This is a genomic window from Aeromonas sp. R1-1, assembly GCF_040908495.1.
GTDB classification, from domain to species: Bacteria; Pseudomonadota; Gammaproteobacteria; order Enterobacterales; family Aeromonadaceae; genus Aeromonas; species Aeromonas veronii.
In genome coordinates this window covers 1-22,176 of sequence record NZ_JBFODV010000109.1, presented here as the reverse complement: position 1 = coordinate 22,176, position 22,176 = coordinate 1, and the positions used below count along the sequence as shown (strand labels likewise).

Genomic DNA, 22,176 nt, shown 5'->3' with positions numbered 1-22,176 from the left:
CTACGCCCATAACAAGCGCATTCACTGGACGCTGGAGGCCCTCGGCGATCAGCTGGAGTTCACCAATCTCAAGCAGCACTACCCGAAAACCCTGCTGACGCCGATGAAGTTCCTGCGCCGCAATCTGGCCAGCATCAACCAGCTGCTCGGCAGCGCCGAAGTGCTGCAAAACCCCGAGCAGCCGGAGCAGGAGCTGCCCGCGCTGGCCAAGCCACCCCGCCTGCCGCTGCTGACCCAGCTCAAGCAGCACCTCACCTTGCACTCCATGGTGTTTCGCCACGCGCTGCGCCTCTCCTTGGGGCTGGTGATCGGCTACGGCATACTGCAAGCCTTTGATCTGGAAAAGGGCTACTGGATTTTGCTGACCGTGCTGTTTGTCTGCCAGCCCAGCTACAGCGCCACCCGCCGCCGACTGGTGCAGCGGATGCTCGGCACCTTCGCGGGTATTCTGGTGGGTATTCCAGTGCTCTGGCTGTTTCCCGAGCTGCACGTCCAGCTGGTGGTGATGGGGCTGGCCGCCTTCCTGTTTTTCACTCAGGTGCGCAACAACTACAGCGCCGCGGTCTGCTTTATCACCCTCTACGTGCTGATGGCGTTCAACCTGCTCGATGGCATCGGCTTTGCCATTCTGGGGCCACGGCTGCTCGATACCCTGCTCGGCTGCCTCATCTCCTACGGGCTGGTGGCCTGGCTCTGGCCGGACTGGCAGTACAAGCGGCTGCCGACGCTTATCGCCAACTCACTCTCGGCCAACGCCCGCTACCTCTCGGCGGTGCTGGCGAGCCTCAAGCAGCAGCGGGATGAGTCCATCGACTATCGGGTGGCGCGCAAGAGCGCCCATCTGGCGGACAGCGAACTGGCTACCGCCTGGCAGAGCATGCTGGTGGAGCCGCAAAAGCGCCGCCGCTTCCTCGATCTCTGCTTTACCCTCACCTGGCGCAACCACGCCCTGCTCTCCTACATCTCGGCACTGGGGGCCCATCGCGACAAGCTGGAGGCCATCAGCGGGCTGGATGAGGTGCGCCACCACATCTGCCACACCCTGGAGCAGGCCGCCGGTCATCTGGCGGGCAACCCCTCCAGCTCCATCGGTGGTCAGTGCCCCATTCTTTGCACGGACAGCAGCGAGGAGCAGCTGATGCTGACCCAGCAGCTCAACCTGATCAGCGAGCTGGCGGATCAGCTGCTGCATCTGGCCAACGAGAGTCGGTTGCTCACCGGGGATCAAGGCGCTACCATGCCCGCCCAATCCTGATAGCCCCATTAGCGAGGAGCCCTCATGTCTGCGTCCGAAAAACATCAGCTGGAATTCAACGGCCAACTCATCGAGACCGATGCCAAGGGCTACCTGCTCAACAGCAACGACTGGAGCGAGGAGCTGGCGCTGGTACTGGCTGCGCAGGAGGGGATCGAGCTGGAGGAGCCGCACTGGGAAGTGGTGCGCTTTGTGCGCGCCTTCTATCTGGAGTTCAACACCTCCCCCGCCATCCGCGCGCTGGTCAAGGCGATGGAGAAGCAGTACGGCCCCGAGAAGGGCAACAGCCGCTACCTCTACAAGCTGTTCCCGGAAGGGCCCGCCAAGCAGGCGACCAAGATTGGCGGCCTGCCCAAGCCGGTAAAGTGCATCTGATCCCATGCATCTCATCCCATAACAACGGGGGCCGCAACTGCGGCCCCCGTTGTTTTTCATGCGTCTTTCTCACGCACCGCGCATTCATGCCACGCGCACTTCCAGCCAGCCTTATCCCCGCTTGTCAGCCAGCGCCACCAGCTGCTCCGCCAGCCGGTGACCGTGCAGGTAGGAGGCGATAAGCTCGCTATCCGCCTTGCCGATTTCAACCTGCTGATACCAGTGCGCCAGCATGGCGGCAAAGCCGCGCTGGGCCAGCACCGGCTGCCAGTCGTTGGGGCTAAGCATCTCGGCCTGCTTATCGCGGGCGATGATGCCGCGAGTGCAGTTCTCAAGGTGCAGGGAGAGGTTGTCGCCGTAGGCATCGATGCGCTCCTCGGTGATCCCGGCGCTGCGGTTCATGCTGCCGCTGATGGCACGATCGCCGCTCTGCCAGCTGACGCTTACCCCAGCCAGCAAGCTGTTGTCCTTCGTATCAGGTCGCAATACCGCATGAAAGTCGCCGCCCGGCACGCCGCCATAGAAGCAGAGGCTGTCGAGCACATGGATAAAGTCGTCGAACAGGAAATCCCGCGCCTTGCCCGGCAGAGCGAAGCGGTGTTTTTGCCAGTTAAGCTCGGTGAGCGGCTGGGCACGGGCAGCATCCATGGCGGGCAGATAGCGGCGGTTAAAGCCGGTAAAGAGGGCGCAATCTTGCGCAATGGCGAGGTTGGCCAGTCCCTCGGCCTCGGCCAGATTGTCGCACAGGGGCTTGTCGACAAAGGTGGGGATCCCTGCGCGCAGGCACTGCTCGGCCAGCTCGCGGTGAACGGCGGTCGCGGCGTGGATCATCACGGCATCGGGGCGACTGGCCAGCATGGCCGCCACATCGGTAAAGCACTCGGCGACCCGATACTGGCGGGCCAGCTTTTCCAGCACTGCCGGATTGCGGGTGCAGAGCAGCGGGGTGACCCGCTCGTCGCTCGCCAGCAGCGGCAGATAGGCTTTCTGGGCGATATCCCCCAGACCAATCATGGCAATGCGCATCTCAACTCCTTTTCACTCGATAACGGGACAAGCGGATAACTGCCCGCACCATCGCAGGATTTCTCCCGCAGATCCAGCCTGCCGTTAGCGCACTGGCTGGCGTGTGCAGCTCTCGGCAAACGGCGGCGTTATCCGGGCATGGCAAGATCGCAGACCGACTTAATCACCTCGGCCAGCCACTCGATGGCCAGATTGCCCTGGCTTTTGCGATGCCTGCCGACCACCACCTCGAACGGCTGCGGCGCCCCGGCCAGCTCCAGCATGCGAAAATCGCCGAGGGTGGCGATGGCCGACGGAATGCAGGCCGCCACGTCATTGACCGACATAAAGGCTTGCAGCGAGGTGTAACAGGGGAGCGTCGCCGAATCAAATTGGGACGAATCAAATTGGGACACCCACCTTTTTGAGCAAGCCACTATCAGGCTACTTGCAGGCCCAATAAGGGGAACAAATTGGGACACCCACCTTTTGGAGCAAGCCACTATTAGGCTACTTGCAGGCCCAATAAGGGGTGTGTATCCGAGCTGATGCCTGCAAAAGTTGGCTGGTGGGAGAGATTGCCAGGTTTAGAAAGCAACAGCCCCTGCACAGCCATTTATTGGACTATGTGCAATACTCGGAGCTATCAGCAGGGTGGATGCAAAGCTATCACAGCCTTGGTTGATGGCATCGTCGCTGGCCACAGTGGCGGGCAAACTGCTGACATTGATATCTGTCTCCCACCACTCTGATCCCTTGTCGCCTGAACAGCGTCACCTGCTTCAACCAGCGAACAGCATCGAGTCCCAATCGTTCCAGAATGGGTCCAAATTGGGCCGGAATATGACCCCGCTTGTCGGGCCGAATAGCACGACCAGTCCAATCAACCAGCATCAGGTAGTCGCTGAAGGCATAAGGCAGCTCTTCAGGCTTACCCTGGCGGGCAAACGGCAGCAAAAGTGGTGGCAAAACCTCAGTAGTAGCAGGCGCGTCAAGGCGCTGTTTGATACTGGTGTATTCACTCTGCTCTGGCCGATCGGTCAACGCAGCTCGTATCGGATTGAGGTCAACATACGCCATACAGGCCAACAAGGCGGATTCGGTGAGCAAAGCCTGACTCTTGAAGCGCCCCTCCCAGAAATGGCCCTTGCAACCATCTTCCTGATTGGCCTGACGGGCCAGATTTTCATTGAGTAGCCGAATAAACCAACTTATGGAGTGAAGCCGCTCCCGCCATTGGGCCAGCAATTGCTGCACGACAGCCAGCTCAGGCTCGATCAACATCTCCCCCTGATACCAGCGCCTGACCAAATGCGGCCACTGGAATAGCGCCGCCCAGCGCTCAGCCACCTCCCGCTCACTCCAGTTGGCTGCGGTATCGGGCTCCACCTTGAGCACCAGATGATAATGATTGCTCATCACCGCATAAGCACAAATGCCAATTGCAAACAGCCGCGATAGTTGCCCCAACTTGTCGACCACCCACTGACGCCGATGCTCATAACTCTGGCCAGAATGGGCATCGTCACCACACAGAAAGGCTCGCCGCACACAGCGGCTGACCACATGGTAGTAAGGCGTATCCTGCAAGCTGATTTGACGTGAACGGGCAATGGTCATGGCACATCCCTCAACGGTGACCTCTTAAGTCAAGAACAGCCCTACGCCACTGTCAAAAAGGTGGGTGTCCCGAAAAAAGGGATTCTATTGCCCACCCTATAGCCATCCTCTCTCCCCTCCCTCTTGCTTACTGCTTTATCAGAAGTCATCAGCCTGTCATCTGGCTGACATCCCGCGGTCATTTTCAAGCCATAGAGTTTTTCATTTATTTTTCATATGGATAGATAAGGAACATCATGACTTTCCCGCGCTCTTCTTATGTGGCTTTGGCCGTCTCGCTGGTCTTGCTTGGCGGCTGCCAGTCAGAGAACGAATCGTCTGCCGACAACCAGGGCAAAACCGCCTACCAATACAGCACCAAAGCGGTCTACAGCCCGCAGCAGCAGGCGGAGAGCTACGAGCCAGCGCCTCAGGGGTTCAGCCCGGTCTTTACCGAGATGGTGGCGCGCCATGGCTCGCGCTCCCTCTCCAGCCCGAAATATGACGTGCTGACCAAGCTGGTATGGGAAGAGGCGCAGCGTCAGGGGGCGCCCACTACCCTCGGGCAGGGGCTGGGAGGCAAGGTCGATCTGGTGACGGCCGCCAACCAGAAACTGGGCTACGGCCTGCTCTCGGCGCTGGGCAAGGAGGAGCACGCCAATCTCGCCACCCGGCTGGCGGCGCGGCTGCCGACCCTGCTCAACAGCAGCGAACCCCACTGCATCAAGGTGGTCACCTCGGGCAAAGACAGGGCCAACGAAAGCGCCTTCTACTTTATGGAGAGCCTCAAGCGCAACGTGAGCTATGTCAGCGACTCGGCGCAGTGCTACCTCACGCAGGATGACCCCTCGAAGATCGACAAAAAGCTGGTCAACAAGTTCGAGCTCTACTTCCACAAGACCACGCCCGAAGGGGATTACGCCCGCTACCTGCCCGCCTATGAGATCTACCAGCGCTTTATCGGCGACGAAGATGCCGGAATCGTCCCGGCCCCCGAGCTGGCCAGGGCGCTGGATCAGCTTAAAAACCTGAGCAAGACCAAAGAGATGGCTCGCAGCATGCTGGAGCGTATCTACAGCAAGGGCTTTGTTGACTATCTGGCGGGCGGCGTCGAGTTTGTCGCCGTCAACCCGGAAGATGGCGGCATGACCTATGTGCGCGACGAAGTGGATGCCGCCCTGATGCTCTACAACCTCTTTATCATCGGCCCCGGCATGATCCGCGAAGCGCAGGCACAGGGCAGCGAACCCTGGGCGCTGGAGCAGTTCCTGACCCCGGAGGAGTCTGCCTGGTTCTCCTACCTCTCTGATGCGGAAGATTTCTACGAAAAGGGGCCGAGCTTTGCCAACCAGAGCGCCCCCTACGCCATTGCCCAGCCGCTGCTCGACGGCCTGTTTGACGAGGTGCAGCGTCAGGTGGTGGAGGGCGAGCAGAGCCGACTGGCCACCCTGCGCTTTGCCCATGCCGAAGCCATTATCCCCCTCGCCGCCCTGATGAAGCAGGAAGGGAGCCGTCAGGGGGCCAGCGCGGATCAGCTGTTCAGCCAGCAGAACAACGAGTGGCGCGGCGGCTGGGTCTCCCCCTATACCGCCAATATTCAGTGGGATATCTACCAGAACGGGCAGCGGCAGGTGCTGGTCAAGATGCTCTACAACGAAAAGGAGATCGCCTTTAAAACCGGCTGCCAGCCCTACCAGAGCGGCAGCCACTACTACGACTTCGAGGAGCTCAAGCGCTGCTACGGCTATAACGGCTAACCCTTCGCGAGCCGGATATGGCAATCACCAGGGGCGACCAGCGGGTCGCCCCAATTCACTCCCCTTCCCTGCTTGCCAAAGCGGGATATGGCTATAAAGCTGCCTTCCGGCTCCATTTGCTGCTCCAGTTCAAAAAACGATTAATTTCTGATAGTTAGGTCACTTTAAGGCTCGCCTCGGCAGTTTCGTTTGGCTTACCATAGCCATCCAGAACCTGTTGAGCTGCGATGGGTTGCTGCCAGCACGGGTCAAGGGAGCATATTGGAAGCTGCAATCCACGGGCGGTAGCGTGGGATTCGGCAGTGTTACGCCTTTCTCATAAAAGTGCGTGTCCCAGATTTCCACCATCCGCGAAGGTGAGCTGATGACTCATACCGTCCAAACTAGCTCCAAGTGGACCCTCAACTTCACAAAAAAAGGACTTGATCAACCCCTGCCGCAGTTCAGTACCACATGATAGATGAGCATAAAATATTCCATGTCTAGAGTCTGTAGTTTTGTGGTAGTATGGAAAAATGCTACTTGACGATTAGGGGTAGTACCTTATGAAGGTAAATATTGAAAATTTAGGTACGATAAAGTCGGGATCATTTTCAACAAATGAGTTGACGATTATTTTCGGGAAAAATAACTCTGGTAAGACTTACCTTAGTTATGCAACGTATATTATTGCAAAGAAATTTAACGATGCTGTAAATAGAGAATCAAGAATAGCTGAAACTATAAAAGCCGCCGAATTCAGTAATCGCACTGAAAGCTTAGTCACACAATTTAAAATACAATTAAGTGACTTGTTGAAACCTACGGCTTATTCAAAAATAAATCGTTCTTTCAATTCATTTTTAGCGGATGGCTTTTGTGTTAAAACTGATTTCTTTAAGAATACAAAGATAAATTTAGATTATATATCTATTTTATCAGTTGCCGAAAAAAAAGAGATGCTATCTAAAGTAATGCATCCCTTGGGTAATAAATTAGCATTTATTCAGAAAGAAAAGAACTCCAATGAGATAAATATTACCATGACACCTATTGAACCTAATTCTGCGGAGGATTATGAACAAGGTGTTATAGATTTCATAAATGATCACTTTTTTTTCCTTATCACGGGTGAAATAGTTTCATCTCTTTTTGAATTAGGCATCAGTAACCCATTTATTATTACATCTGAACGAACTGGAGTGGAACTTTTCTACCCAGAACTAGATAATAACAGAAGTAATATTGCAGAAGAATTCTTACGAAATTCATTAGTATTAAAGTCTCATAAAAAAAGAACTTCGGCAAATGTACAGAATATTTTTGAGAAAAATATATCAAAATATTCTCTGCCAGTCGCGGATAACATCCGAGCGATTAGAAATGGAAATTTACAAGAACGAAAAAGCGAATTTTCTGAGACAAATAATTATTATCTCATCAGAGAAACTTTATCAAAAATGATAAAGGGTGAATTTGTTCGTAGTGAATCTGGGAACACTACATTTTTAATTCATAATAATTTAGGTGACCAAGAGGCAGAGATTCCATTGCAGGTCGCTTCATCCTCTATAAAGGCAATGTCATTTATAGACTTATATATCAATAAGTTGGCCCCTAAGAACGGAACGTTGATAATTGACGAACCCGAGTTGAATCTACATCCTGACAATCAGATTATAATGGCTGAGCTTATTGTAAGATTGGTTAACTCAGGTATTAAAGTTATTATGACAACTCATAGTGACTATATTGTCAGAGAAATTAATAATAGAATAAAATTATATAAAATAAAAGACAATAAAGAGCAGATAGAAAACTTCGTTGCTCATAGCGCTGATATATTGCCCCCCCAAAACGTCAATGTATTTAACATTACCTGCGATGGTGAAATCGAACCTATTATTGTCAGCGACTATGGTATGGAATCGGTCATTTTCGATGATGTCATCATTTCTGCAGCAGAGAGAGAAGATAATGTCAATTATATAGTGGAGCCATAAATGATTAACACCATTGGCGAAATTCTCCACGAAAAAGTAAAACTGGCTCTAACTATAACAGAAAAAGGATCTTTCTTACGCCTATCTGAATCTTCACCTGGAAGCAAAGTGCAAAGTGTGGATATTCTTGAAATCCCAGATGATAGCTTAGCATTTACACTTGACCATGATGAGCCAAACGACCGTTCTTTTAAAAAGCTGTCTTCCTATTTCAACCCAGAAAATGGAATTGGGATAAATAAATCATGTGATTTAGTTGTTTTTACCTTGCGAGAAGTTGTTGATATTGACGAGGTTAGCAAAAAGGCAAAAGCCGATATATTAATCGCCGACCTAAAGTCAGACACTCTTAGTATCCGTGGGGAGATTCAGATTGAGAATTCAATTTTGTTTGTCAACTATCTAATTCAGTTGTGCAAATATTATTATCATCTAGATATCTCACCAAACTTCATCCGAAGAATAATTACCACTCAGGCCATAAAATCACCGATTGGTCGTGATCGGAATATAAATCGAGGTCAGCTCAGAGCAGTCCCAATCACTGTAGACAAACAAAAAAAATGTGCGATTAGGTATTCAAGAATTATATCTTAAACAACGGCGACCATCTGGTCGCCTTTTTATTTCTATCGCTTTCCAATCAGGAAATATTACCGCGCCGGTCGCTTGACACCATTGCCTTTAGCCGCAGGCTTGCCACCTTGAGTAGCGGGTTTGGCGCCCGGCTTGGCAGAGCCAGCGCGGGTCGGCGCCTTGCCCTTATGGGCAGGTTTATCCTTACCCGCATTCTTGCCTTCGCCTTGTGCGGCCGGTTTGCCGTTAGCCGCCCCTTTGTGCAGCTGGGAACCCACCGGCTTGCCGCCCGTTGGCTTGTTGCCTGCGCCATTGCCGCGCTGATGGGCAATGTTACTGTGGCGAGTCAAGGCCGGTTTCAGCCCCTTGCCGCTGGCGGCGCGCTCGTTGCGGCCTTCTGCTGGCACCAGACAGCCAGGGCCATTACCAATCAGGTGGCCCTTGCCCATGGCGAGCAGGGCCTCGCGGATCATCGGCCAGCCAGCGGGGTCGTGGTAGCGCAGCAGCGCCTTGTGCAGGCGGCGACGGCGCTCGCCCTTGGCGACAAACACATCGCCACCGGTGCGGCTCACCTTGTTTAACGGGTTTTTCTCCGTGTAATACATGGTGGTGGCGTTGGCGAGCGGCGACGGGTAGAAGTTCTGCACCTGATCGAGCTTGAAGCGGTTCTCTTTGACCCAGAGCGCCAGATTGATCATGTCTTCATCGGTGGTGCCCGGGTGGGCGGAGATAAAGTAGGGGATCAGGTACTGCTGCTTGCCCGCCTCTTTGGAGTATTTATCGAACAGCTCCTTGAACTGGTAGTAGCTGCCCATGCCCGGCTTCATCATCTTGGAGAGCGGCCCCTCCTCGGTGTGTTCCGGCGCGATCTTGAGGTAGCCGCCGACGTGGTACTTGGCCAGCTCCTTGATATAGCGGGGATCTTCTACCGCGATGTCGTAACGCACGCCGGAGGCGATGAGGATCTTCTTGATCCCCTTGAGGTCGCGCGCCTTGCGATAGAGGTTGATGGTCGGGCTGTGGTCGGTGTCCATGTGCGGGCAGATGGTGGGCCAGACACAGGAGGCGCGACGGCAGGTCTGCTCGGCCTTGGGGCTCTTGCAGCGCAGCTTGTACATGTTGGCGGTGGGGCCACCGAGATCCGAGATGACGCCGGTAAAGCCCGGCACCTTGTCGCGGATATCTTCGATTTCTTTCAAGATCGACTCTTCCGAGCGGCTCTGGATGATGCGCCCTTCGTGCTCGGTGATGGAGCAGAAGGAGCAGCCGCCAAAGCAGCCGCGCATGATGTTGACCGAGGTCTTGATCATGTCGAACGCCGGGATCTTCTCCTTGCCATAGGCGGGGTGCGGCACCCGCTGGTAGGGCAGGCCGAAGACGCCGTCCATCTCCTCGGTTTCGAGCGGGAAGGCAGGCGGGTTGACCCAGACGATGCGATCGCCGTGGGCCTGCGCCAGCGCGCGGGCACAGCCGGGGTTGGTCTCGTGGTGCAGAATGCGCGAGGCGTGGGCGTAGAGCACCTTGTCCTCTTTGACCCGCTCATAGGCGGGCAGCTTCACGTAGGTCAGCTCCCACGGCTTGGGCTTGGCCGGCTGCACCAGCACGGGTTTGGCCTCCTGCGCGGCAGGGGCCGCGTCGCTGGCGTCATCTGCGCAGGGCGCCCCTTCCATATAGGGGTTGGGGATGGGATCGATGCGGCCAATCTGGTCGAGCTTGCTCGAATCCACCCCTTTCCAGCCCGGCAGCGGCTCCTTGCGGATGACGGCGGTGCCGCGAATATCCTGCATGGTCTCGATGGTCTCGCCCGCTGCGATGCGGTGGGCCACTTCGACCAGCGGCCGCTCGGCGTTGCCGTAGATAAGGATATCGGCCTTGGCATCGAGCAGGATGGAGCGGCGGATGGTCTCGGACCAGTAGTCGTAGTGGGCGATGCGACGCAGGGATGCCTCGATGCCGCCGATAACCACCGGCACCTCCTTGAAGGCCTCCTTGCAGCGCTGGGTATAGACCAGGGTGGCGCGATCCGGCCGCTTGCCACCCACATCCCCCGGGGTGTAGGCGTCGTCGTGGCGCAGCTTCTTGTCGGAGGTGTAACGGTTGATCATGGAGTCCATGTTGCCCGCGGTCACCCCGAAGAAGAGGTTCGGTTTGCCCAGACGCATAAAGTCATCCTTCGATGACCAGTCCGGCTGGGCGATGATGCCGACCCGAAAGCCCTGCGCCTCCAGCATGCGGCCGATCACCGCCATGCCGAAGCTCGGGTGATCCACATAGGCATCCCCCGTCACCAGAATGACGTCGCAGCTGTCCCAACCCAGCTTGTCCATCTCTTTGCGGGACATGGGCAGGAAGGGCGCCGTGCCGTAGCACTCGGCCCAATAGCGGGGATAGGAGAAAAGGTTGGTAACCGGCTGCATTTTAACCACCTGGAACAATTCGGGTCGCGCATTATACCGGTTGCGGCCAAGGGGGGCGATGGCTTTTTATCCCTATAGATCCCGCGGAATAGGCCGCCGCCCGCAATAGCAAGGGCGCCCGCAGGCGCCCTTGTGATGATGAGGCTGATAACTGGCCCCCGTCAGGATTGAGGTCAGAGCGCCGGAGGCTGCGACTCCCCTGCCCCCTTGGCGGCCAGCGCTTCGTCTACCTGTTGATCCCGCGCCCCTGTCATACCGGCGTGGCGGGCGATCAGATGGTAGATGGCAGGCACCACCAGCAGGGTAACCAGGGTTGCCAGCGACAACCCGAAGAAGACCACGGTTCCCACCGCCATCCGGCTCTCGTAGCCCGCCCCCATGGAGAGCATCAGCGGCACCGCGCCGATAATGGCGGTGAGCGAAGTCATCAGGATGGGGCGCAAGCGGCGCACCGAGCCTGCGATGATCGCCTCCTCGAATCCTTCGCCCCGCTGGCGCAGCTGGTTGATGAACTCGACGATGAGGATGCCGTTCTTGGTCACCATGCCGATCAGCATGATCATGCCGATCTGGCTGTAGATGCTCATCTCCTGCCCCGTCAGCCAGAGGCCGAGCAGGCCACCGAAGATGCCGAGCGGCACCGTCACCATCACCACCGCCGGGGTCAGGGTGCTCTCGAACTGGGCCACCAGCACCAGATAGACCACCAGCAGGGCGAGGCCAAAGACCATCGCCATCTCCCCCTGATTGTCGCGGTAATCCTTGGAGTCACCGGCGTAATCGACCGTCATGCCGCTCGGCAGATGCTCGTTGGCCCAGCCATCGAGGAAATCGAGCGCCTCGCCCAGAGTGTGATCCGGCGCCACGTCGGCGGTCAGGGTCACCGCCTTCTGGCGCTGGTAGTGATTGAGGCGGTTGGCGGTCGCCACCTGCTTGACCGTCGCCAGCGTCGAGAGACTCACCATCTCGCCATTGGCTGCCTTCAGGTAGATGCGGCCAAGATCCGAGATGCCGTTGAACTCGGTCTGGTTGCCGCGCAGGTAGACGTCATACTCCTCGCCCCTGTCCACATAGGTGGTCTTGCTCGCCCCGCCCAGCAGGGTCTGCAAGCTGTTGGCCACGGTGGAGACCGGAATGCCGAGCTGGCTGGCGCTGTCGCGATTGATGGTCACCTGCAGCTCGGGGGTCTTCTCGGCGTAGTCGAGATCCGGGCTCAGCATCAGGCCGCTGCCCTGCGCCGCCTGTTGCAGCGCCAACCCTTGCTGGTAGAGCTCGGCATAGTCGTTACCCTGCAGCACGAACTGCACCGGTGCGGTGGAGCCACCCCGGAAGCCGGGCTGGAAGGTGCGGATCATCACATCGGGAATGCCGGAGAGCTTGGCACCCAGCGAGCGGGAGAACTGGGTGGCGGTGACGTCGCGCTCGGCCCAGTCGGTGAGCTGGATGATCACCATACCGGTCTGATCGCCGCCACGGCCAAAGGCGGGGGTACTGAAGCTCAGCGCCTGCACCACCCCTTTGCCCAGCATCGGCATGATGGCGGACTCCACCTGCTGCATGTTGCGCTTCATCCGCTCGATGCTGGTCCCCTCTGCCCCCTTGACGAAGACATAGATGACGCCGCGATCCTCGGTCGGAGTAAGGCTGGTCGGCAGCTGGGCAAAGAGGGCACCGATACCGCCCAGACAGAGCAGCAGCACCAGCGGCGTCCAGCGGGAGCGACGCAGCACCCACGCCAACAGGTGGCGATAGTGCCCCTCCAGCCAGCCCAGCCCGCGATCGAGCCCGGCGGTGAGCCGGTTCGGTTTATCGAGCGGGCGCATCAACCAGGAGCCCATGGCCGGGGTCAGGGTCAGCGCCACCAGCGAGGAGCAGAGCACCGCCAAGGAGAGCAATATCGCAAACTCGGTAAAGAGCCGCCCCACCATGCCATCCATAAAGGCGATGGGGACAAACACCATCACCAGCACGGCGGTGGTGGCGATGACCGCAAAGCCCACCTCGCGGGTGCCGTGCCAGGCGGCCAGCAGGGGCGGTTCCCCCCGCTGCAGATGGTGGTGGATGTTCTCCACCACCACGATGGCGTCATCCACCACCAGGCCGATGGCGAGGATCAGCGCCAGCAGGGTGATGAGGTTGATGGAAAAGCCGAAATACCAGGCGCCGATAAAGGCGGAGATGAGCGACACCGGCACGGTAATGGCCGGAATGAGCGTGGTGCGCCCCTGCCCGAGGAACAGATAGAGCACCGCCACCACCAGCACGGCGCAGATGGCCAGGGTCTCGTACACCTCGTCGATGGCCTGTTTGATAAAGATGGTGGAGTCGTAATCCACCTCGAGCTTGGCCCCCTCCGGCAGGAAGCGCTGCATCTCGCCGAGTTTCTTCTCGATCCCCTGCGCTACCGCCAGCGGGTTGGCGGTGGACTGGGCGACGATGCCGATACCCAGACTCTCTTTGCCGTTGCGCTGATAGGCGCTGTCTTCGTTCTTGGCCCCCACCTCCACGTCGGCGATATCGGCCAGATAGACGCTCTGGCCGTTGGCGGCTGTGGTGACTTGCAGTTGCTGGAAATCTTCCGCTGTGTGGTAAAGCCGGGCGATCTGCACCGCCATGGTCATGGAGTTGTTGCGGATCTCGCCCCCCGGCAGCTCGATGTTCTCCCGCTTGAGGGCATCTTCCACATCGCTCACCGTGATGCCACGGGCCGCCATGTCGGCCGGGCGCAGCCGCACATACATCACCTGGGTCAGATCGCCGGAGAGCGCCACTTCGCTCACCCCATCCACCAGACTCAGGGGGTCGACCAGCACCCGGTTGGCGTAGTCGGTCATGGCGGTGCGATCCATCTGGCTGCTGCTGAAGTTGAGCCAGATCGCCACATCGCCGTTGCCGCTGTCCTTGGTCACCAGCGGTTCGTCCACATCATCGGGCAGCCGGGGCCGCGCGCGGGAGAGGGCATCGCGCACATCGGAGATCCCCTCCACCATATTCCAGCCGAGCTTGAACTCGACGGTGATCATCGAGCGCCCCTTGCGGGTCATGGAGTTGATGTTCTTGATGCCGCTGATGCCGGAGAGCTGATCCTCGATAGGCTTGGTGACCTGACTCTCCATCACCGAGGGGGCCGCCCCCTCATAGGTGGTGGTGATGGAGACCGACGGGATCTGCACGTCCGGCATCTCCCGCACCGTCAACTTGCTGAACGCGACCAGACCAAACACGGTGAGCAGAGCGCTGAGCACCACCGCCACCAGCGGGCGGCGAACTGAGATATCGGAGAGCCACATCAGCCGTTCACCTCGGCCAGATCACGTACCTGCACCCCATCACGCAGATTGACCAGCCCCTCGACCACGATGCGATCGCCGACCTTGAGCCCCTCGGTGACCCAGACGGTCTCCCCTTCGGTCTCGCCGAGCACCACAGGCACCCGCTTGACCCGGCCATCGGCCTCCAGACGGTAAACAAAGCGCTGCTCACCGGCGTACTCCACCGACTGGGCGGGGATCAGGGTAAGCTGCTGGGCAGGCAGCGCCAGCTCCACATTGAGCAGCATGCCCGGGCGCAACTGACCGTTGCCATTGGGGATCATCACCCGCGCCTTGATGTTCTGGGTATCGTTGGAGACGCGGCTGTCGAGGGTGGTCAGGGTGCCGCTGAATTGCTGATCCGGCCAGGCGGTACTGGTGGCGGTAACCGCCATGCCCGGGCGCAGCAGGGAGAGGTAACGCTCCGGCACCGCCAGATCGAGGCGCAGTTTGTCGAGTTCATCGAGATGCAGCAGGGTGTCGCCGCTATTGACCAGCGCCCCTTCGCTCAGGTCAATCAGGCTCACGGTACCGGCAAAGGGCGCCTGCAGGGTACGCAGGGAGAGCTCGTAGCGGGCGGCATCGAGCCGTGCCTGCACCTGGGCCACGGTGGCCTCCTGCCCCTCCAGCTCGGATTGGGTCACGGCGCCACGGGCCACCAGCTTGCGCATATCCCCCAGCTTGCGGTTCTCGTCGCGCAGACTGGCGCTCTGCTCGGCCAGCTCCGCCTGCTGCTTGCCCGCATCCAGCGCGATCAGGGTCTCCCCCTTCGCCACGCTCTGACCAGATTGCACCGCAATCTTGACGATGCGACCGGTCACTTCGGGGCTGATGATGACGGAACGATTGGCCGCCAGCTTGCCCACCAGCTTGAGGGTCGGTTCGGCCAGACTCTGTTTGACGGTTTGAGTGCGGATATTGACCTGTCTGGTCGGTGCTTTGGCGGCGGGTTCGCTGTGACGCAGCGCCCAGACGCCGGCAACCACGATTAGAAGAAGGCCCAAGCCGAGCCAGATACGCATTTTCATCGAACAGTCCATGAAGAGTGAGAGGGTAAATCCAGATTGGGGCCATTTTAGCCCCAGACTATGCCGTGACTATGTATAAATGTGACAAAACGTAACAAGAGCGGGATAAGCTCACTCTGTTTCAGGTCGCGCCGTTTGTTTTCACGCCACATCGCATACACTAACGACAATTTCCTTCGCAGCCCGACTGACTGCCTATGCCCAAAATGTCTGACCACCGCTTTCTCACACGCCTGACCTGGCTCCTGTTCGCCGTGGTCATCCTGCTGATTGGTCTGACCTTGCGGCAAAGCCTGAAACAGATAGAACGCCTCTACCAGAGCGATACCCTCAACAGCGCCATCTACCTGCGAGATCGGTTCAAACAGACCGAAGTGTTTCTGGAGGCGATGCGCGGTCAGGCCGAAGAGCGACTGCGCAGCGACCCCCAGTCGGTGCTCACCCGCCAGCTCTATCGCCATATCGAGGCGCTGCCAGAGGGGCTGGCTCTCGACAAACTCCCCGGTGATTTACCGGCCGGACTGGCGGGCAACCTCACCGGTGACGGCCCGCTGCCGCCCCCCGGCAGTGCGCGGGAGGCGCAACTTCATTTGGCCCTGAGCCTCTCCCCCTTGCTGGCCACCGCCAGCCAGCGCCTGGGCAGCGAGATCGCCTGGGCCTACTTCACCGGCGTGGACAACTTTATCTACCTCTATCCTTGGATCCCCTCCAGCCAGTTTCGTTTTGCCCGCAGCATCTATGACAAGCACTACTGGCAGGATGCGCTGATGTCACCCAACCCCAGCCGGGACACCATTCTCTCCCGCCCCTACGAAGATTTTGCCGGACTGGGCACCATGGTCACCATGTCCCAGCCTCTCTACAAGGACGGCTCGCTGGTAGGGATGATCAGCATGGACATCCTGCTTTCACGCTTGCAATCGCAGCTCAATCAACTGGCGCCGGCGCTGGGTGAGTATCTGCTGCTCAATCAGTACCATCAGGTGCTGGCCAGCAGCGCGCGCCAACCCGTGGTACCGCAAGACCCCGAGCCGACCGACGAATATCAGTGGCGGCAAGGGGCATTGCAACTGACCATGGCAATCCCCGATACACCGTTGCGGCTGGTGCACAACGTCACCCTGCTGCCGCTGGTGTGGGCCATGCTCTGCCAGTCCACGCCGACCCTGCTCGCCATCCTCTTTATGCTGCTGGCCGCCCTCTCCAACCTGAGATCCCATCGTCTCAACCAGCGACTCAATTATCTCTCCTGCCACGATGCCCTCACCGGTGCCTTCAACCGCCACTACCTGGTGCTGCTGGAGCAGGCGGGAGATCTGGCCCGGTTGCAAGCGGGGATCCTGATGTTCGATGCGGATCACTTCAAACGGGTCAATGACAACTTCGGCCATGCGGTCGGCGATATCGTGCTGATCCGGCTGGTGCAGATCTGCCAGCAGCAGCTTAGGCCCACAGACCGCCTGATCCGCTGGGGGGGCGAAGAGTTTCTGCTGCTGATTGGCCGCAGTAACGCCGCACAGATCGGCGAACTGGCGGAGCGGCTGAGAAAGGCGGTGGCAGATCATGACTGGGCCGCCATCGAGCCTGGGCTGGAGGTCACCATCAGCCTCGGCTATCTGCCCCACCAGGAGAACCTTCCCCTGCACGAAGCGGTGCGCCGCGCCGATGTGGCGCTCTATCAGGCCAAGGCCAACGGTCGCAACCGCAGCGAAAGATGGCAGGGTGACGCCTCCTGACTCTCGGAGTAAGCTGAGCCCTCAACCCCTTTTTTGGAGGACTGTCGTGCCACGTAAACCCCGCGTAGGGCTCGCTCTCGGGAGCGGCGCCGCCAGAGGATGGGCCCATATCGGCGTCATCCGCGCCCTTGAACGTCTCGGCATCAAACCGGATTTGATCGCTGGCTGCTCCATCGGCAGCTTTGTCGGTGCCGCCTATGCCGCCGGTGAACTGGATCGGCTGGAAACCTGGGTGCGCGGCTTTACCCGCCTGCAGGTGGTCAGCCTGCTCGACCCGGCCCTCTCCGGCGGTCTGTTTCGCGGCGAAAAGGTGTTTGGCCTTGCCGCCAGCCATCTGGGGGATCCCGATCTCGAGAATCTGCCCATCCCCTTCGCCTGCATCGCCACCGAACTCGATACCGGCCGCGAGATCTGGCTGCAACAGGGCCCGCTGCGCCAGTCGGTACGCGCCTCCTGCGGCATGCCGGGGATCCTCACCCCGACCCGGATCAACGACCGCTGGCTGGTCGATGGCGCCGTGGTCAATCCGGTGCCCATCTCGCTGGCCCGCGCCATGGGGGCCGAGGTGGTGATTGCGGTCAACCTCAACACCGATATGCACCAACCCTGGACCGACGAGCCGGATCAACCCGGCAGCGGCGGCCTGCTCAGCCAGTGGCTCAATCGCGGTGAATCCGCGCCAGCCACCCCGGGTCTGTGGAGCGTGATGAGTGGCTCCATCAACATCATGCAGGAGCGGATCACCCGCGCCCGGATGGCCGGTGACCCGCCGGAGATCCAGCTCTGCCCGCGCCTTGGCAGCTTCTCCATCATGGATTTTCATCGTGCCAGCGATGCCATCAACGAGGGGGAAGCCTGTGTCGAGCGCAATCTCGATCAGCTCAAGGATGAACTGGGCCGCCTCGGGTTGCTGGGCAGTTAGTTGTCGACATGCTGCGGTTTACACATGAAAAAAGCGCCATTCGGCGCTTTTTTTATTCAACTCACTTACCCGGTTACTCCTTACGGTAGAAGAGCAACCCGAGCAGAATTACCCCCACAGAGACCAGCAGATAGAGTCCCAGACTGGGATTGGTGATACCACCATACAGAATGATGAGCGCGCCCAAAGTGGCGCAGGTCGGGATCACAAACCGCTTTATCCAGCCCAACTCGGTAAAGGTGCGCATGTACCAGACATAGAGGAACAGATAGAGGCCATAAATCAGCACGATCGGCATCTCGTCCAGGGCGATGTAACGACCGAATGTCTCGTTGATGCTGCAGTACCACAGCACTGAGTAGATCACCGACAACAAGGCTGCCGCGAGGGCCGAGTTGATTGGCATGTGGTGATGCGGTTCGATACGGCTCATCCACTTGGGGGCAGGACCCTGATTGCGGATCGCCAGCGAGTAGGGAATGCGCATGGTCGCCAGCACCAGACCATTGAGGGTTCCGAGGCAGGAGATAATCACGAACACGGTCAAAATGGTCGAGGCAGTCCCGCCAAACAGGCTGGTTGTCGCGAGATTTACCGCGTTATCCCCTTGCGCCACTATCTCGTCCGTCGGCAAGACGCTGGCGATCCCCAGAAAATAGGTGACATAGACCACAAAGACGATCAGGGTGCCAATCACCAGCGCTCTGGGCAGATTCTTCTTGGAATCGCGAATTTCGCTGTTGATGGTCACGGCGGCGATCCACCCCTCATAAGCGAAGGCGGTAGCAACCACGGCCGTGGCCAGAGTGCCTCCGGTGCTTCCTATCCCATCCATTGCCTGCACAAAGTTGGTCACGGTGACACCATTGAGCAAGCCTGAAATGGTGCCCACAATGGCAACCAGGATCAGCGGGATCAACTTGATCAGGGTAGAACCCACTTGCAGCTTGCCCGCCAGGACCGGGGTGTAGAAGTTGATCAGATAGGTGACCGTCATATAGACAGCCGCCAGTATCCAGGTCGCACCAGAGTTGGTCGGATTATCACTGCCGAGCAAGATCATGGTGTACAGAGCGGCGACCCAGGCAAGGATGGCGGAAAGAGGGGCGTAATAGAGTACGCCTTTGAACCACCCCACCAGATAACCAAACATTTTGCCGTATGCCGCTTCGGCATAATCGACGATACCGTTGGACTTTTCGATCCGCTGGGCAAACTCGGCAAACACCAGCGCGCCGAAGATCATCGAAAATGCCCCCAGCGCCCATGCCAGCAGCGCAATGGCCAGATTACCGCCAGTCAGACGCAGTACATCATCGGCCTTGAAGAAGACACCGGAGCCGATCACCACGCCGACCACCATCGCAATGGCAGTCATCAGGCCATAGCGTTTATCCAACTCATTACTGCTCATACCCATACTCCATACGATTGCTCATATCATCCTGAATGTAATAGTGTTCGGGTGGCCAGATACCACCAGGGGGCCCACTTTTCGGGGCCGCTTATTCTCGTTGGCCTGCATGGATAATTCAAAGCGTGTTAGATCAAAATATCGATCGGCAACCCAAAAAAAATACCGCCCGAAGGCGGCATTTCTATTCACATCAATGATCACGCCTTGGCGAGGTCATCCGGGCCAATCTGGCCGATTTCGGCGACTTTCTTGTCTGCCAGCAGCCAGAGAGTGAACTTGTGCAGATCCGGGTGGTGCGCCAGGGCAACCAGGAAGGCGCCCCCAACTTCACGGTAACCCAGCTCGTAGTTTTTCAGCGTGGTGGGAGGAACACCCAGTAAATCTGCAAACTTCGGACGGCTCAAACCGACCGCTTCACGGATCTGACGGATCTTCTTGCCAACAGTGACGATATTTGAATTCATAATGTTCCATACTCCGTTTGGCGGATTTACTCCGCCTTTTATTTTTCGCGACGACTCGTAGTCAAGTGTATCAGTTTTGTTCGGACTCGTTATGGTCGAGCCTCTATCTTATGAGCGCCTTTCGGCGACAACCCTTGCCTTCAAGGGGGGATGGTAATCGCTCAGCCGCCTCAGGTAAACAGTCTCGAAAAGAAACCTTTATTGTGGCCCCCCCAATAACTCGTATAATCCGCCGGATACCCATTAAGAGGAATAAGTATGGCGTTTCCCGGCATTATCTCTCGCCTGCACCCCGTATCCAGCACAGAAGAACTGGCACAACAGCGCCTGCAAGGTGAACAATATCGCGCCGAAGCATTCTGGCTTCCGGCCTTGATGTCCAGCCATGCCAGCGAACTGCTGGCCGCCCTGCCGGAGAGCTGCAGCCTGTTTCTTGAACTGGCATGCCCGGACCTGGCCTTGCGCAGCCACGACGGCACCCTGCATAACAATGAACAGCTCATCACGGTAAATGGTCAGGCTATTGCTCTGGCAACCACCCCGGGTGATGGTGGTCTGGTGCCCGAATCGGGCATGTGCGAAATGGCCGACTGGCTGGAGGCGGGACATCGCCACTTCATCTGTTCAGCTGCGGTTCAGCCTGTGGCTCGCGCCATCCTCAACATCTGGCCCCTTGACCCCTATCTGGCCCGACATTTCTTGATGACATTTACCCCCCTGCTGCAGAGCGCTACCCAGGCTGACTACCTCGCGGTCTTTGCCGCCAGAGCGAATCCTGCCAGCCCGCATAGCGACTGGGTTCAGGCCTATATGAAGCTGGAGAAGAAACTGCACAGGGCCTATCTGGATCACTAATTAATCTGGATAAACAGCCATTTAAGGTCACGACACAATTTGCCACAAGGCTCATTTGTGAGCTTGATCATGTTTTAAAATCGGCATAGAGTGCGCCTCGTCATCGGAATGACATCAGTTGCCTGGCAGTGGTTTCTCACGCATTGCGTGCCATGCCAGCGCACTCGACACACCAGGAGAGTGTGCAACCCGGTTATACCGGGTCATCTGCCAGACTCGACGCCAGCCGTACGGCGGAGCCTGCAGCTTACATAAATTACAAAGTGTGAAGCACGTGAATAACGTGCGATCTCAACGAGGATTTTTTTATGATGAAAATGGCTCCTTCCATGATCGCCATCGCCATGGCTGCTCTGGGTGCTACCGCTGCTCACGCCGCTGACGACATCTACTTCGGTGCCGGTGTCGGTGCTGCTCACTTCAACGGTCTGAACAAGATCGATGGCGGCGGTTACGAAGGTACTGAAGATGCTGCTGCAGCCAACGCCTTCGTTGGTTACAACTTCACCGAGAACTTCGGTACCGAGTTCGGTTACCAGTACGCTGGTCGTGGCAACATTGAAGGTGAGCGTTACGAGAACCAGGGTGCCACCCTGTCCGGTATCGCCCGTATGCCGGTTGGCAACAACTTCTCTCTGTTCGCTGAAGGCGGCGCCTACTGGGCTCACACCGATGGTCTGGGCATCAGCGACACTAAAGTTTCCCCGCTGGCCGGTGCCGGTGTGACTTACAAGGTAAGTGACGCGCTGGATCTGCAAGCTCGCTACCGCTACATGTGGGACGTGGCTGACCTGAATAACGATGGTTTCCACTACAAGTCCAACCAGAGCGTTGCAACTCTGGAAGCTGTATACCACCCGTTCCGTACTTCCTACGTAGCGCCGGTAGCGGCTCCGGCACCGGTTGTTGAAGAGGCTCCGGCTCCTGCTCCGCAAGTGGTAGAGAAGAACTTCGCCCTGAACTCAGACGTGCTGTTTGCCTTCGGCAAAGACACCCTGAAGCCGGAAGGCGTTGCAGCCCTGAACGGTCTCTATCAGCAAATCGTTGAGTTCCAGCCGAAAGATGGCAACGCTGTTGTTGTTGGTTACACCGACCGTATCGGTTCCGACGCTTACAACCAGAAGCTGTCTGAAGCCCGTGCCCGTACCGTTGCCAACTTCCTGGTGAGCAAAGGTATGGCTGCCAGCAAAGTTGCCATCGAAGGTCGTGGCGAAGCCAACCCGGTTACCGGTACCAAGTGCAACGGCGTAACTGCTAAAGCTCAACTGATCTCCTGCCTGGCTCCGGATCGTCGCGTAGAAGTTCGCGTATCTGGCGTACAAGAAATTCAGCAATAATCTGACCTCGTTCAGATAGTGCGAAAAAAAAGGGATGCTGCGGCATAATGCCAGTCAGTTAAGCCTGACTGGCATTGTTTTTATTGGCTTTTTGCACCGCATACTTTTGTGGTCTTGCCTTCACACTGCGGGGGTAACTC

The 22,176-nt window shown here is 57.8% G+C and carries 17 protein-coding genes; 9 read left to right on the top strand and 8 right to left on the bottom strand.

What is annotated here, in order from left to right:
* A partial coding sequence (locus tag AB5Y92_RS06590) for an FUSC family protein (RefSeq protein WP_368226053.1) occupies positions 1–1,255 on the top strand: 1,255 nt, incomplete at its 5' end.
* A 24-nt stretch (positions 1,256–1,279) separates the two neighbouring features.
* The gene (locus AB5Y92_RS06585) at positions 1,280–1,630 is read left to right on the top strand and encodes a TusE/DsrC/DsvC family sulfur relay protein (RefSeq protein ID WP_005347582.1); all 351 of its coding nucleotides are present in this window, start codon (positions 1,280–1,282) and stop codon (positions 1,628–1,630) included.
* Positions 1,631–1,741: 111 nt separating this feature from the next.
* Here AB5Y92_RS06585 and AB5Y92_RS06580 read toward each other — a convergent pair whose 3' ends face one another.
* The 3 genes from AB5Y92_RS06580 to AB5Y92_RS06570 form a co-directional block, all read right to left on the bottom strand.
* Positions 1,742–2,656 (bottom strand): Gfo/Idh/MocA family protein, encoded by a 915-nt coding sequence (locus tag AB5Y92_RS06580; RefSeq protein ID WP_368226050.1) that lies wholly within the window; start codon positions 2,654–2,656, stop codon positions 1,742–1,744.
* Between the two features lie 128 nt (positions 2,657–2,784).
* Positions 2,785–3,051: a hypothetical protein gene (locus tag AB5Y92_RS06575; protein WP_368226048.1), complete on the bottom strand. Its 267-nt coding sequence runs from the start codon at positions 3,049–3,051 to the stop codon at positions 2,785–2,787.
* A 253-nt stretch (positions 3,052–3,304) separates the two neighbouring features.
* A complete protein-coding gene (locus AB5Y92_RS06570) occupies positions 3,305–4,255 on the bottom strand; it encodes a transposase (RefSeq protein WP_216953146.1) in 951 nt (316 codons plus the stop codon).
* Between the two features lie 236 nt (positions 4,256–4,491).
* Between AB5Y92_RS06570 and AB5Y92_RS06565 the strand changes: the two genes are divergently transcribed.
* The 3 genes from AB5Y92_RS06565 (at position 4,492) to AB5Y92_RS06555 (ending at position 8,570) form a co-directional block, all read left to right on the top strand.
* The gene (locus tag AB5Y92_RS06565; protein WP_368226046.1) at positions 4,492–5,991 is read left to right on the top strand and encodes a histidine-type phosphatase; all 1,500 of its coding nucleotides are present in this window, start codon (positions 4,492–4,494) and stop codon (positions 5,989–5,991) included.
* Between the two features lie 545 nt (positions 5,992–6,536).
* Positions 6,537–7,973, top strand: a complete 1,437-nt coding sequence (locus AB5Y92_RS06560) for an AAA family ATPase (RefSeq protein ID WP_368226044.1) — start codon at positions 6,537–6,539, stop codon at positions 7,971–7,973.
* Complete coding sequence (locus AB5Y92_RS06555) at positions 7,974–8,570, top strand: hypothetical protein (RefSeq protein ID WP_368226041.1); 597 nt, start codon at positions 7,974–7,976, stop codon at positions 8,568–8,570.
* A 56-nt stretch (positions 8,571–8,626) separates the two neighbouring features.
* Here AB5Y92_RS06555 and AB5Y92_RS06550 read toward each other — a convergent pair whose 3' ends face one another.
* The 3 genes from AB5Y92_RS06550 to AB5Y92_RS06540 all read right to left on the bottom strand — a co-directional run bounded on the left by AB5Y92_RS06550 (position 8,627) and on the right by AB5Y92_RS06540 (position 15,305).
* Complete coding sequence (locus AB5Y92_RS06550; protein ID WP_368226039.1) at positions 8,627–10,966, bottom strand: YgiQ family radical SAM protein; 2,340 nt, start codon at positions 10,964–10,966, stop codon at positions 8,627–8,629.
* Between the two features lie 173 nt (positions 10,967–11,139).
* A complete protein-coding gene (locus AB5Y92_RS06545) occupies positions 11,140–14,256 on the bottom strand; it encodes an efflux RND transporter permease subunit (protein WP_368226036.1) in 3,117 nt (1,038 codons plus the stop codon).
* Positions 14,256–15,305, bottom strand: coding sequence for an efflux RND transporter periplasmic adaptor subunit (locus AB5Y92_RS06540; RefSeq protein WP_162632523.1), 1,050 nt, complete (start codon positions 15,303–15,305; stop codon positions 14,256–14,258). The genes AB5Y92_RS06545 and AB5Y92_RS06540 overlap by 1 nt, the downstream gene beginning before the upstream one ends.
* A gap of 197 nt (positions 15,306–15,502) precedes the next feature.
* Between AB5Y92_RS06540 and AB5Y92_RS06535 the strand changes: the two genes are divergently transcribed.
* Positions 15,503–17,041, top strand: coding sequence for a diguanylate cyclase (locus tag AB5Y92_RS06535; protein WP_368226033.1), 1,539 nt, complete (start codon positions 15,503–15,505; stop codon positions 17,039–17,041).
* Positions 17,042–17,087: 46 nt separating this feature from the next.
* Entirely contained in the window at positions 17,088–17,963 is an 876-nt protein-coding gene (locus AB5Y92_RS06530) for a patatin-like phospholipase family protein (RefSeq protein WP_005338362.1), read from the top strand.
* A gap of 73 nt (positions 17,964–18,036) precedes the next feature.
* Here the strand turns inward: AB5Y92_RS06530 and AB5Y92_RS06525 are convergent, their stop codons facing one another.
* Positions 18,037–19,377 (bottom strand): APC family permease, encoded by a 1,341-nt coding sequence (locus AB5Y92_RS06525; protein WP_005338365.1) that lies wholly within the window; start codon positions 19,375–19,377, stop codon positions 18,037–18,039.
* 200 nt (positions 19,378–19,577) lie between these two features.
* Positions 19,578–19,844, bottom strand: coding sequence for a DNA-binding transcriptional regulator (locus AB5Y92_RS06520; protein WP_005338367.1), 267 nt, complete (start codon positions 19,842–19,844; stop codon positions 19,578–19,580).
* Positions 19,845–20,102: 258 nt separating this feature from the next.
* Between AB5Y92_RS06520 and AB5Y92_RS06515 the strand changes: the two genes are divergently transcribed.
* On the top strand, positions 20,103–20,699 hold the full coding sequence (locus AB5Y92_RS06515; RefSeq protein ID WP_368226031.1) for a hypothetical protein: 597 nt from the start codon (positions 20,103–20,105) through the stop codon (positions 20,697–20,699).
* Positions 20,700–21,007: 308 nt separating this feature from the next.
* A complete protein-coding gene (locus tag AB5Y92_RS06510; RefSeq protein WP_164537472.1) occupies positions 21,008–22,036 on the top strand; it encodes an OmpA family protein in 1,029 nt (342 codons plus the stop codon).
* Positions 22,037–22,176 lie beyond the last annotated feature (140 nt).